At 68.8% G+C, this 12,430-nt stretch carries 11 protein-coding genes and 2 pseudogenes; 5 read left to right on the top strand and 8 right to left on the bottom strand.

Annotated features, from left to right (window positions below; all coding sequences use genetic code 11):
- Nucleotides 1–17: 17 nt before the first annotated feature.
- The 4 genes from V6U90_RS24740 to V6U90_RS24725 all read right to left on the bottom strand — a co-directional run bounded on the left by V6U90_RS24740 (nt 18) and on the right by V6U90_RS24725 (nt 5,168).
- Nucleotides 18–842, bottom strand: coding sequence for a BtpA/SgcQ family protein (locus V6U90_RS24740; protein WP_334441227.1), 825 nt, complete (start codon nt 840–842; stop codon nt 18–20).
- On the bottom strand, nt 839–2,305 hold the full coding sequence (locus V6U90_RS24735) for a pyridoxal phosphate-dependent aminotransferase (RefSeq protein WP_334441224.1): 1,467 nt from the start codon (nt 2,303–2,305) through the stop codon (nt 839–841). The genes V6U90_RS24740 and V6U90_RS24735 overlap by 4 nt, the downstream gene beginning before the upstream one ends.
- 134 nt (nt 2,306–2,439) lie before the next feature.
- Nucleotides 2,440–4,914 carry an AMP-binding protein gene (locus tag V6U90_RS24730; protein ID WP_334441222.1) on the bottom strand — a complete coding sequence of 825 codons (2,475 nt, stop codon included), beginning with the start codon at nt 4,912–4,914 and terminating at the stop codon, nt 2,440–2,442.
- Nucleotides 4,914–5,168 (bottom strand): phosphopantetheine-binding protein, encoded by a 255-nt coding sequence (locus V6U90_RS24725; RefSeq protein WP_334441220.1) that lies wholly within the window; start codon nt 5,166–5,168, stop codon nt 4,914–4,916. Before V6U90_RS24725 ends, V6U90_RS24730 begins: the two co-directional genes overlap by 1 nt.
- Nucleotides 5,169–5,796: 628 nt before the next feature.
- On the opposite strand from V6U90_RS24725, the gene V6U90_RS24720 reads away from it, so the two are divergent.
- Nucleotides 5,797–6,108 carry a PaaI family thioesterase gene (locus V6U90_RS24720; RefSeq protein WP_334441218.1) on the top strand — a complete coding sequence of 104 codons (312 nt, stop codon included), beginning with the start codon at nt 5,797–5,799 and terminating at the stop codon, nt 6,106–6,108.
- 68 nt (nt 6,109–6,176) lie between these two features.
- Nucleotides 6,177–6,797 (top strand): IS3 family transposase, encoded by a 621-nt coding sequence (locus V6U90_RS24715; RefSeq protein ID WP_334441278.1) that lies wholly within the window; start codon nt 6,177–6,179, stop codon nt 6,795–6,797.
- On the opposite strand, the pseudogene V6U90_RS24710 reads toward V6U90_RS24715, so the two are convergent.
- From V6U90_RS24710 to amcA, 3 genes and pseudogenes are all read right to left on the bottom strand, one after another.
- Nucleotides 6,700–6,936 (bottom strand): annotated as a pseudogene (locus V6U90_RS24710) (cyclophane-forming radical SAM peptide maturase AmcB); the annotation flags it as partial. The gene V6U90_RS24715 and the pseudogene V6U90_RS24710 sit on opposite strands and share 98 nt — an antisense overlap.
- Before the next feature lie 2 nt (nt 6,937–6,938).
- Nucleotides 6,939–7,235, bottom strand: a complete 297-nt coding sequence (locus V6U90_RS24705) for a hypothetical protein (RefSeq protein WP_334441215.1) — start codon at nt 7,233–7,235, stop codon at nt 6,939–6,941.
- A 38-nt stretch (nt 7,236–7,273) separates the two neighbouring features.
- Nucleotides 7,274–7,486, bottom strand: a complete 213-nt coding sequence (gene amcA, locus V6U90_RS24700) for a multiple cyclophane-containing RiPP AmcA (RefSeq protein WP_334441212.1) — start codon at nt 7,484–7,486, stop codon at nt 7,274–7,276.
- Nucleotides 7,487–7,860: 374 nt separating this feature from the next.
- On the opposite strand from amcA, the pseudogene V6U90_RS24695 reads away from it, so the two are divergent.
- The 3 genes and pseudogenes from V6U90_RS24695 (at nt 7,861) to V6U90_RS24685 (ending at nt 12,028) form a co-directional block, all read left to right on the top strand.
- Nucleotides 7,861–9,193 (top strand): annotated as a pseudogene (locus V6U90_RS24695) (hypothetical protein).
- On the top strand, nt 9,190–9,765 hold the full coding sequence (locus V6U90_RS24690; protein ID WP_334441209.1) for a flavoprotein: 576 nt from the start codon (nt 9,190–9,192) through the stop codon (nt 9,763–9,765). The pseudogene V6U90_RS24695 and the gene V6U90_RS24690 overlap by 4 nt, the downstream one beginning before the upstream one ends.
- Before the next feature lie 841 nt (nt 9,766–10,606).
- A complete protein-coding gene (locus tag V6U90_RS24685) occupies nt 10,607–12,028 on the top strand; it encodes a hypothetical protein (protein ID WP_334441206.1) in 1,422 nt (473 codons plus the stop codon).
- Nucleotides 12,029–12,251: 223 nt separating this feature from the next.
- Here the strand turns inward: V6U90_RS24685 and V6U90_RS34000 are convergent, their stop codons facing one another.
- Nucleotides 12,252–12,416 (bottom strand): hypothetical protein, encoded by a 165-nt coding sequence (locus V6U90_RS34000; protein WP_442933669.1) that lies wholly within the window; start codon nt 12,414–12,416, stop codon nt 12,252–12,254.
- Nucleotides 12,417–12,430: the final 14 nt, after the last annotated feature.

Raw genomic sequence — 12,430 nt, 5'->3', positions numbered from 1 at the left:
GACGGCGTCCGGGGCGACTACGGGCAACTGGACCGAACCACGTCCATGTAGGCCCTGACCCGCTCGACGTCGGCCTTACCCGCCCAGCCGTCACAGTTGAGACAGGTGCTGACGAACGCACCGTCGGCCCGGGCGAGAAGCCGGGCGGCGTTCCCGTGGTTCGTGTGGCCGGCAAGGAGCACGGGCAGGTCAGGAGCCGCCCGTCGCACCTGCTCGATCTTGTCCAGGGTCACCGCCTCGTCCCGGTGGCCCAGACATACCGCGTCGACCGCGACGAGCTGAGCAGCGCGTGCGACATCCCCCAGCGGCGCCCCACCCAACCACTGGAAGTGCATCGAGTCGATGTCGGCGACGACGCCGACATCCCAGGCGTCGATCTTCTGCCGGTACTCGGCCACCGCCAGCGGGTCCGGTTGTACCAGTCCGTGGGTACTCATCGTGGCACCCACCATCGCGGTCGCCCGGACGAAGGAGCCCCCGGCCACCTTCGCGACAGCCAGTGAGGCACGGACCGCGTTGCGCATGAGCTGGGCACCGACCAGGAAGTGCGAGGGGACCGCCGCCACCACCGCCCGCACGATCAGCCCCATGGCGGCCACCCGCGCCGGATCGGTCTGCTCCCCCGGGCTGTACACCCGGTCGGCGCTCTGCACGAGACAACCGTCGGCGCCACCGGCCGCCAACGCCGCCGCGTACTCCACGGCGTCGTCGAGTAGTTGCGGAAAGGAACCCGGCCGGTGGAAGGGGGTACCTGGCAGTGGCGCCAGGTGGACGACGCCCAGCACCACCCTGCGTCGGCCCCCCGCCTCGAACAGCGCCGGACGCCCTGCCGGCGCCGTCACCGCGCCACCGCCGCACCGTACGCACCCAGACGCTCGATCGCTGCGGCCAGCTCCGTCCATCGCTGGGCGGAGGTGACCCGGACGATGCCGCCGGACAGGCAGAACGTCAACAGACCGGGGAAGACCGAGACGCCGGTGTGGTGGAGGACCTCACGGAAGCAGCGATAGGAGTCGTTGCTGTCGACGAAGTTCAGTGCCAGGTTGATGGAGTAGCGTGCCGGCAGCACGCGTACTCCGGGCATAGTCAACCCCTCGATGGCCCGGTCCCGGATGTGGATCAGTTCCTCCTCACGCGCCCTCCGTTCCAGCAGATACGAGTCGTACGCCAACTGCAGGCGGGTCACGTCCAGCCCGTAGGCCGCCTCGAACTCGTCGCAGTGCGCCCGGTCCAGTTCCGTGATCCTCTCGACCCGCCACCGCTCCATTCGGGCCAGCACCTCGACAATGGTGAAGAAGAACGAGGCAGGCCCGCCGAACGTCGTCGACGCGTACTCGTAGTACCCGTCGATGAAGTCGGCGCTCGCCAGCAGCCATCCCACCTTGATTCCCGGTGCGGACCAGTGCTTCGAGAGGCTGCTGACCCGGACCACGTTCGGCGCACCGCGCAGCGGCGTACGCCTCACCTCGGGACCGAGCCACTCGTGACACTCGTCCAGGACGATGACCGTACTCGGATCAGCCGCTGTGATGAGCTGCTCCAGATCCGACTCGCAGACGACGGCGCCGGTCGGATTCGCCGCGGTCTGCAACAGGACCAGGGGCGTCTGCGGGGTGAGCGCCTCGATGAGTGGATCGAGCGAGCAGGGCCGGCCGTCGACCGCCGTCAGCGGCACCAACCGGGTGCTGCTGCGCCGGGCGACGGACTCCACCAACGGCGGATAGTTCGGAATGGCACACAGTGCCGGGTCGCCAGCCGGTGCGCCGCTGAGAACGAAGTCCGCCAGGCAGTTGATGGCCTGTGTCGCGCCCAGCGTCAACGCCACGTTCGCCCGCGCGTACGGCTCACCCGGAATGAGCGCGTTCTCGTACGCGGCGACCGCGTCCCGGGCCGGCTCGCGCCCCCGCGAGTCGGAGTAGCCGTACAGGTCCCGGTCGAGGGCGTACCGGATGCAGTCCTTGAGCGCCCAGGGCAGCCCCCACTCCTCCTCGTCCACGGCGCCGCTGGACAGGATGATCTCGGCCTCGCCGCGCTGCTCCCCGTACAGGTCGTCACGGAAGTACCAGTTGAACATCTCCTTGACGAACCGGACTGTCGCCCGGGAGCGGAGGACATCCTCCGCCTCGACCTTGCGCCGTACCTCCGACGCGCGCCAGCGCTCCGCGAGCTCCGGTCGGTGCCCGTGCGGGATCTCCGACTCCACCCGCCCCAGGTACAGGTCGCGCAGTTCCATGTAGTCGTCCGGATCGACTGCCCGGGCGAAGACCTCAAGCAGCCGATCGTCCACGCTCGGATCAACCGTCATCGCGGGCACACCGCCCTGCGACCGGCCCCTCGGTGAGCCGAGCGCACGCTGCCACGGCACCTGCATCCGTGGTGGTTCTCTCTCGAACAAACTCGTCATGGCTTCGCCCCCGTCTGTTTTCACGCTCGCCGAAATCAGTGCTCGAGTAACCTCAGGCGGGCCAGATGACGCCCCGCGCCGGGCAGGAAACGACCCGCCGAACGGCCGTGGAAGAACCAGGTGTTGTCGATGACCGCGACCGTCCCCGCCGACCAGGTGAGGCCCAGCGGAACCGCTGGCGCGTACATCGCCCGAGTCAGTGCGGCCAGGGTGTCGTTGACCTCCGCCTCGGTGGCACCCCCGAGGGTGCACTCCCAGTGCAGGACGCTGTCCACGAAGTCCCGGAACGCGAACACCACCCGACCACCGACGTCACGAGCGATCGTCGGGGCTTCGGGCTGCCCGTGGTATCGGGTGTGCCGGAGAATGTCGAGCTGGCGTGGCAGTAGTGCCCGCGCCACCTGCGCCATGGGCACGAGTACGGTCTGGAACTCACTGTCCGGGCCGCTCCGCTCACGGCACATGAGCACGATGAACCGGAACTGCCGTGACACGGGACGTCCGCTGCCCTCGGAGTGCAGGCTCAGTGGTCCCCCGGCGAACGGTTGGAGGGCGACGTCATCGGTCGGCCCACCACTCATCACCAGGTTCAACACCACACCACGCGCAACGTACGGCTGCACCGCGGGATCCCGTTCCGGGACCGGCCTCCCGAGCCGGTGTCCGAGCTCGATGAAGGCGTCGACCCCCAGTGGCGCCGGGAGGGAGACCACGGCGATACCCCGTACCGCCAGTTGACGGGTGAGTTCGGCACCCACCGCCGCCGGGTCCGCCGGGGTGGCCACCGGCTCCGGTGCGGCCGGCAGGACCCGCCCGCCTTCAAGCAGTGCCCGACGCAGACGAGTCAGCTGCGGGTCACCAGCCGCCGAGAACGTACCCACCACCGGCGGTTCCGGTCCGGACCCGCCCGGGACCACCGCCGTCGGTTCCGCGCCGGTGATCAACTGGTCCAGCTTCGCAGCCAGATCGGGACGGAGCAGTTTTCCGGTACGCGACCGGGGCAGCATCGGAAGGACCACGATCCTCGACGGCACCGCAACTGCGGGAATCCGCTCCCGCAGGGCCGCCAAAACGTCCACCGGCGCATCGACGAAACACACCGCGGCGACCACGCTGTCACCGGTCAACCGGTCCTGCCGGCGCACACAGGCCGCATCCCGCACTCCGGGCACCGCACGCAGCGCCCGATCCACCTCGTCCAGGGACACCATCTCCCCCCGAACCTTGGCGATGTTCTTGATGCGGCCGGTGACGAAGAAGAACTCCCGCCCGGAGCGTCCGACGGAGTAACCGAGGTCACCGGTATGGAACCAGCCGCCGCGGAAAGCCTCCGCCGTCGCCGCCGGATTGCCGGCGTACCGGTCCATCACGTTGTGCCCGCGAATGCAGATCTCACCCACCGCGCCCGGCACGACCGGCTCGCCGGCAGCGGTCCGGACCGACACCTCGTTGCCGTACAACGCCACGCCGATCGAAGGGACAGCGGCATCGGTCACCATCTCCCGGTACACCTCGGCCGGCAGGTCACACGGCACCGTGGTGGAGAAGTTGGTGGTCTCGGTCAGTCCGTAGCCCTGCAACACCGGCACCCGCCATCGTTCCCGGACGGCCCGTGCCGTGTCGGCGGTCAGTGGCGCCGCCGCCGAGACGACGTGCTCGAGCTCCTCCGGAACATCCGGATCCCGCCAGGTCTGTAGAAGCGCCTCAAGAATGGTGGGCGCCACACTGATGATCCTCGGGCGGGTCTGCTCGATGACCCGCCCGGCCCGCAGCGGGTCGAATCCGTGTGGCAGCACGGCGTGCGCCCCCGCGTACAGCGTCCCGAAGAGGGCCAGGTTCAAGGCGTTGGCGTGGTAGATCGGCAGGAAGCTCAACAGCCGTTGTCCACCTCGCAGGCCATGATGACGGCGTACCGCCTCGGCATTCGTGACAATGTTGTGCTGACTCTGCACGACGATCTTCGATGCCGATGTGGAGCCCGAGGTGCCGAGCATGACCGCATCCGAGAGTGGGCTCAGGTCCGGATCGGACCACTTCCCGGCATCGCCACTGCCCGGCTGTTCGGACATCGACACCAGCGAAATGCCTGGTGGGCCCGGCCGGACATGCGGCGATCGGATCAACACGGCAGCCGACTGCGCACGCGCCTGCTCGTCGATCCGCAGCGGAGGGTCGGTCGGGCTGAGGATCAGCGCGGTGGCCCCGGTGCGCAGGATGCCGTACAGGGTGACGACAGAGAGCACGTCGTTGGTGGGGACGAGACCGACGACATCGGCGGGCCGGACACCCAGACCACGGACCCACAATGCGGCGATGGCGCTGCGTGCCGCCAGTTGCGCAAAGGTGATCGTCTCCTGTCCGCCATCGGCCGCGACAGCGGTGAGATACGGCTCGTTCGGGCAGTCGAGCGCCCGGTAACGAAGCGCGTCGAGAATCGTGGCATGCTCCGCCATTGGCACGCCGTACGCGGTTGCGTGGTACCCGTGCGCAGCGAGTGCATCGTCGGTCATCAGGACGACCTGCCCCGCAGCCGCGTTACCGCCGTGACAATCGAGTCGACGGAATGGAACACCTCGGGTGTGATCTGATCCGCCGGGAATCGGACCGAGAACGTCTCCTCGATGTCCATCAACAGGCCGACCACACCTAGCGAATCGAACCCCAAATCGGTGAGCGCACCCTCCGCACGCACCGCCGCCCCGTCGGTTCGGGAGGACCTCCTGCTGACCAGTGCCGACACCACCGCAATGACATCTTCATTCATCTGCGTCACCTCCGTCCCACGCCGTCACGACGAAGCTCGTGACGGCCCCGGCGCCACGACGATGAAAACGAGCACGTCCGGCCGTTCGGCAGGCCCGCGCAGAAGGCCAGGTCCAGGCTGGTTACGGCTCGCGGATCACGGAGGGACACGCCCGGCCTGACAGCATCCACCACAGTTTTCCCCCGAATTGGCCCCGCTGACTGCTTCGCGGCGGCCCCGATGGAACCACCACCCTGCGGAGCCTACTGTGGACGGAGGATTTCCATGACCCCATCCGTTCACGACTATGTCGATATCTATCGTGGACGCGTGACCAGAGTCGACGAAGCGCAGCAGAACCCGTTGGTCCTCTCGGCCGCCACATCCCTCCGGGGTTGGCGACAGGGTGGCCCGGCGCCCATCAGTTCCCCCGGTGGCCGGCCCCATGGCGCGTGAAGTACCGGCGGCCTCGGAACGACTGGTACCAGGGGCGGCAGCCACACCCATGCGCCCCGCCCCGCACGCCATGTCGTCAACCCCACCGCCGCACATACCGTCGTACCCAAACTGCTATGGCTGCGGCCCCGAGGTGGCGGGCGGCCTCGGCCTGTCGGTGATCAACTGGGACGGCACAGCCGTAACAATGGCGATGACCATCGCCGAATCCTGGGCCGGCGCTGCGGGCGTGGCACATGGCGGAGTTCTGGCAGCAGCGCTCGACGAGGCTCTCGGGTACGTCGTATGGGCACTGGGTCACCGCTGCGCCACCGCACGGCTCGAGGTGGACTACCTCGCCCCGGTGCCGGTCGGGTCACGGCTGTGGGTGACTGCTCGCGGCACTGCCGTCGCCGGACGCAAGCTGTACGCGGAGGCGGAGGCCACCATCGGTGGCCCCACCGGCGTACCGGCCGTCCGCGCCGCAGCCCTGTTCGTCGCCGTCCGGAACGGAGGCGCCCAGTAGCGGATGCCCCCGCACGGGGAACAACTGACAGCTCCGCGTACGAGGGCTGTCGCCGACCGGGGAAACTGGTGAGCCCGCAGCGCCGCCGCCGCGCCGTGACGGTGCTGCAGCAGCGCTTCGGGGTCGCGCAGCGGCGTGCGTGCCGGCTGGTCGGGCAGCACCGGTCGGCCCAACGCCGTCCGGCGCCGGCTCCTCGTGACGCTGATGAGGTGCTGCGGGCCAGGTTGCGGCAGATCTCCGCGCAGTATCCGCGGTGGGGATGGCGTAAAGCACATGCGATCGCCGCCCGCGAGGGCCTGGTCGTCAACCGGAAACGCACCCACCGGCTCTGGCTCGACGAAGACCTCAAACGCCCGCCCGGAGTGCGGAAGAAGCGCCGCGCCGGACCGGGCCGCCATCAGCGGATGCGCGCGACGCGGCCGGATCACATGTGGGCACTGGACTTCCAGGTCGACGTCACCGCCAACGGCCGGCAGGTCCGTTTCCTCAACATCATCGACGAGTACACCCGCGAAGCCCTGGCCACCCGGGCGGCCCGCTCGTTCACCGCCGACGCCACGGTCGCCGTCCTCGACGAGGTCAGCGCCCGGTGGTGGGCTCACCGCCGTGCCACACCACGCTCACCGGGTGAACGCTGCCCTGCTGCTCGATCGACCGGGCGCAGGCGCTTGCAACAGAGACGGACATAAGCTGGCGTGAGCGCCGGCTGGGCAGGTAGCAGTAGCTGCAGTCCAGATTGCAGAAGGTGGTGGGCTGCAGGACCAGGGTGTGAAAGGTCCCGGCGGTGGCCGGCTGTCCTGTAGGGGCGATGATCCCGATGTCCCGGATGGTCATGTCTCCTCCGGTGTCTGCAACTCCGTGGACGGGCGACGGCCGCAGTGTCGGGCCGGCCAGCCGAGGAATCGGCCGAACAGGTTCCGGACGTCGCCGGTGGTACTCGAATTGAGTCGGTGCAGGTCGTCGATGGCCTCGTGTAGGCGGCCGGACAGGTAGAGCGACAGGTTGAGCCGGTTGTCCTGGTAGCTGGCCAGCAGATCGAGCTTGGCCCGTCCGCACGGCCAAGGCTGACCGCACTCCCGACACAGCCAGAGCGGACGCAGCGGCAAGTGCCCTGAAGAAGCGGCCATGGACCCGTCGGCACCAGCGGCAGCCACGCCGTCGCCGTTCATCGGCGCTCGCTCTCCCGTGTCTGCCGCTCGAACACGATCCGCCAGGCGTGCGTCAGCAGGGGCGGATCGGCCGACCCCGGCCGTACCGGCGGAGCCGCTGCCACGCGGTCTCGTGGCAGGCCGCCCATCGTTGCGTTGCGCGAGATATACACGGTCACGGCCGGCTCCCGGTTGGAACTGCCGCCTGGGTGCGGTGGGCTTGCCGCCATGCCGACAGGCCCACCGCAGTCGGCCGGCGGCGGGGAGCAGACCGCCGGTCACCCGTCCCCGCAGCCCTGCTGGCGGTACGCGAGCGGGGAATCACCCGTGCGGTCGACGGAGTGCCCAAGCCGAGTACTTGCCGGTGCATCGGGTCGCGTTCCGACCTGTCGCCGATCGGCACGTCCATCTGGATCTCCCTGCCGTGAGGTTGCCGCTGGCCCACCGGCGCACCGCTGGGGATCGGCGCGTCGGCACATCCAGGCTGGCTTGGGCTATGCACGGACGGAATGCCTCGCCGGTGCACCCGCAGTGCACCTGCCGTCACCCCATGTGCGGCTACCATCACCTGCACCGATGACTGTCCGTTCCGGAAGGACGTGCGATGGCTACGGTGACGACCTGGACCGGCCGGGACGCGAACGCGCTCCGGAATGCGTTGCGGATGAGCGTGACCGACTTCGCCGAGCACCTCGGCGCGGCGGACCGTGGCCAAGTGGAGCAGCCAGGGCGACAAGGTGCTCCCCCGCGCGGACATGCAGGCCGCGTTGGACACCGTGCTGGCCCGAGCCACACCTGAGGTACGGGAACGCTTCGCGGCACTGCGTGCGTTTGGCACCAGCGGTGCAACTGCGGGTGCCGCACGGCCGGATGCCGGCGTGCATGCGGATACTGGCGGTGACGGAGACGGTGACTCGGGCTCGGATGGTGACGTGCGACGTAGAGATCTCCTACGCGGGGCGGCGATCGGCGTCGCCGCCGCACCCAACGTCGCGCCGCTGCTCGACGCGCTCTTCTCGCCACCGCACTCAGACGGTGCGGCCCTCTCCCTCTCGCAGTTCACCCGAGCCGTCGCCGCTGCCAAGGTCGACTATCAGGCATGCCGGTACGAGCGGGTACTCGACCGGCTCGTGACGCTGCTGCCCTCCCTCGAACCGGTGAAGTCGGGCGCGGATGGCGAGCGGCGGCAACGGGTCGAGGTCCTGGCCTCCGACCTGTACCACGTCGTTGGCAGCGTCCTGCTGAAGGTGGGCGATCGCGGGATGGCCCTGGTAGCGGCCGAGCGGAGCACCCGGGCCGCTGCCATGAGCCAGGATCCGGTGGCGATCGCCGCAAGCGCCCGGATCATGACCCATGCGCTCATGGGCAACAGCCACGACGCCCAGGCGGTGACCCTCGCCGGGAACGCGGCCGACTCGCTCGACCGAGACACTCGCCTCGCATCAACCGATGCAGTGGCCGTCTACGGCGCCCTCGTCCTCCGAGGGGCCATCGCCGCCGCCCGCCGAGACGACCGGGACACCGCACACGCGATGCTCGAAGAGGCAACCCGCGCGGCAACCCGCCTCGGTTACGACGGCAACGACTGGTGGACCGGCTTCGGCGCCACCAACGTCCTCCTGCACCGGGTCAACATCGCGCTGGCCCTCGGCGATGCCGGAACGGCCATCGCGATCGCCCGCACGGTACCGCTCGAGAAGGTGACGCTGGCCGAGCGCAAGGCGTCCCTGTTCGTCGACGTGGCACGCGCCTACACCCAGTGGGGCCGCTACGAGCACGGCCTCAGCGCGCTGCGCACCGCGTACGAGGTGGCACCCGAGGAGATCCGCTGCCGACCGGCAGTCCAGCGCATTGCCGGCGACCTCACCATGCTGGCCACCGGCTCGGTCCGCACCGCCGCTGTCGGTTTTGCCCAAAGCGCCGGGATCCGGTTGTGACCGGCGGCCATCTCCAGATCGTCGTCTGCGGCGCCGGTCCGGCCGCCGACGTAAGCCAGCTCGTCAAGGCCGCACAGGAGCGATCCTGGACAGCGGCGGTCACGGCCACGCCGAGCGCGATGGACTTCATCGAACCGCGGCCGCTCGAGAGCCTCACCGGTCATCCTGTCCGGTCGACGTACCAGTCGTCGCCCGGCACCCGCCGGTCGCTTCCCCCCACCGACGCCTTGGTCATCGCCCCCGCGACCTACAACTCGATCAACAAGGTCGCCCTCGGCCTGGCCGACAACTACGCCATGACCTCAGTCGCCGAGCTGATCGGACGGCAGGTGCCGACCGTCATCGGCCCGTTCGTCAACGCCGCCCTCGCCGCGCGGGCGCCGTTCCGGCACGCCGTGGCCAGCCTCCGCGACGAAGGGGTACACGTCCTGCTCGGCCCCGACGATCAATGGGAACCGCACCCGCCCGGCAGCGGCAACGAGCGGCAGAAAGCCTTCCCCTGGACGGTGGCGTTCGAGACAGCAGCCCAGCTCACCCACCGATCTCGACCGGCCGCTTCCGGCCGCGCCTGACCGCGACCGAGCCAGCTACCGTGTCGCGCCAGGCCCCGCGCGTCCCGCCGCCAGCGTCGAGAGCCGTGGACCGGATCGCCATCATCGGTTGAGATGGGGAAACCCAGCCGGGGACCTGACCCGAGCGTCCACGACGACCGCCCCGTGTCCACGACAACGACGGAAGTGTCCAACGGCTCCCGAGCACCCACGGAGCACCATCGACGACCGGGGATAAAAGAAGTGGCCCCGACCCGGTGTGTAACACCAGGTCAGAGCCACTATCACCTGTGCGCCGCCAGGGACTCGAACCCCGAACCCGCGGATTAAGAGCCCACGCCCGTCAATGTCAGAAGATGATGGTTGATGTTAGCCAATGCCGCCTGAGCAGGCAATGAAGCCGATGCCGTGTCGCGCAGCACCAGCCCGTGACGGACTGTTCCGGGACGTCCGGTCCCCCTACGGTCCCCCAAGCAACCGGCAGCCACTTAACAGACGAAGACGACAATACTGATGCCACCTGTGGCATAGCTCACAAATCTTGAGGGGTCAGGTTTCGATTACCCCCGCTTTCCTGGCCGACCTGGCTTCACTGCCAGGTCGGCCAGATCAAGCGGGGCTACGCGCCGGCGGGTGCCTTACACCTCGACACAGACCCGCACGTCGAGGACAACCCAGCCCGTCAGGTAGTACGAGCTCCCCGCTTCTAGCCGACACCAGGGGCGCCGCCGCTGCGGCTGGCCGCGAGGCTTCATTGACGTGGAGCGCTCGCCGAGTTACTAAGCGCGAACCATTGACACCTTGACACTCATCAATCACGCTGAGTAGCGGCCATGCGCAGGCTGCCGACGGTGGAGGTAGCGTGGATCTCGCTTCGCTCGTAGCAGCTCTCGGCCGTGAATCAAGGCTAGTGATCGAGTCGTCGGACGGGCTCGTCAACGACGTGCTCAAGTTCGCCAAGAAGCAAATTGAGCGGAACGACGCCTACCGCTACGGCAAACCACCAACTCCTGTATCAGTCCCCGAGCCGTTGCTGACCAGTCCGGCCGAGGTGCTGCACGAACTCGGCGTGGCAACGACTTTCCTCGGCGCCTCGCCACTGGCCCACGTGGCCAGGCACTGGGCGCACGTCCGATACTGCGCCACGCTGACCCACATCCGCGGGCATCTCGCGCTCGCTCGACCCGCCGAGGACGTGGTCTATCACCACAAGGTGACCCAGTCCGAGCAGATCGGGGTCGGCTTGGCCCTGGTGGTGGCCAAGGCCGTGCTGCGCAAGCTGCATCCCGGCTGGGTATTCAATGCCGTCGACGCAGAGATGGCGTTGAAGGCGGGCTTCGTCGCCGGCATCGGTGATGTAGAAAGCGCGCACCACACCAAAAAACGGCCGGACTACTTCCTGGTGGGGCATCGCACCACCGGCCGCCGTACCGCTTTCAAGATCGTCGTCTTGGAATGCAAGGGCACTCACAAGGCGAGGGCCTACGCCGTCGAACAACTCGCCCGGGCGTCCGTGCAGGTAGAGGCACTCACAGTCGGCGGGCGCACTCCGCCGTCGCTCATGGTCGCCTCCTGCCTGGCGCGGAGGGGCATCACCTCGTATGTCCTCGACCCGCCCGGTGACGACGAGCTGTGGTCGGGGCAAAACCGCGACATGGACGAGTTGCTGCGTGGCGACCCCGAAGACCAGCTTTGGCGGCCACGGCCCGGGACGCCCACCGCCGACGAGTCGTCAACGACCACGTCCGCCGGCCGCCGGACCCCGGGCAGCACCAACGACCCCGACGACCTGGCCCCCGGCGCACCCGACATCTTCGAGATACCCGAGGAACGACGCGGCTGGTTCACCCAGATCCTGACCCGCGCCGTCGCCGCCACCACACTGCTCTTCGCCGGCAACAGCGCCGCCGCCCGCGGCTACGCCACCCCACGCCAGCGCGGCGAGGAAGACTCCACCGGCCAGCTCGCCCTGCCAGAGCTGGACCCGCCCTGGGCATCGAACACCGCCACCTCGATACGCCTGTCCAACGGCCTCAACCTCGTCGGCACCCATTACCGAACGCCACTGCCGGACGGGAACGTCCTCGAAGTCTTCCGAGGGGTGGAACGGCGGCTCTACCGACACCTGGCCGACGGCGAAATCGGCACCTACCTTCGGGCTGCACCCCGCACCCACCAGAAATGGTCGCAGAAAACTCGTCCCGATGACGCCGTGCTCTCCCTCGGTCGCGACGGCACCGCCCTCGTCTTGCGGATCAGCAGGGAGCGCCGACGCAGACAGTGACGACCCTGCCACAGTGGCAGGGAACCGCTTCGTCCAGCCTTCACTGGGTGTTTGGGCTGCCGACGGGTAGGGCGGCCACTACTGCCTGACCAGCACGGGTGGGGTTGACCCGGTTTGACGGACAGGGTCGTTAGCTCGTTGTCACGCTACTTGTCGGGCTGGTGGTGCGATACGCCCAGCGGCTTCGTAGGCGGCGGGGCTGAGGTAGCCGAGGGTGGAGTGCCTACGGCGGGTGTTGTACCAGCCCTCGATCCAGTCGGAAGACCGCCGCGTGGGCGGTGGCGCGGGTGGGCCAGGCCCGGCGGTCGAGTAGCTCGGTCTTGATGGTGGCGAAGAACGATTCCGCGATGGCGTTGCCCCAGCACTGACCTCGGCCGCCGACGGACAGCCGTACCTGGTGCC

It is taken from the genome of Micromonospora sp. CPCC 206060 (assembly GCF_036906895.1).
In the GTDB taxonomy this organism is placed as follows: domain Bacteria; phylum Actinomycetota; class Actinomycetes; order Mycobacteriales; family Micromonosporaceae; genus Micromonospora.
The sequence above is the reverse complement of the archived record's forward strand: the minus strand, read 5'-3'. Positions and strand labels throughout refer to the sequence as shown.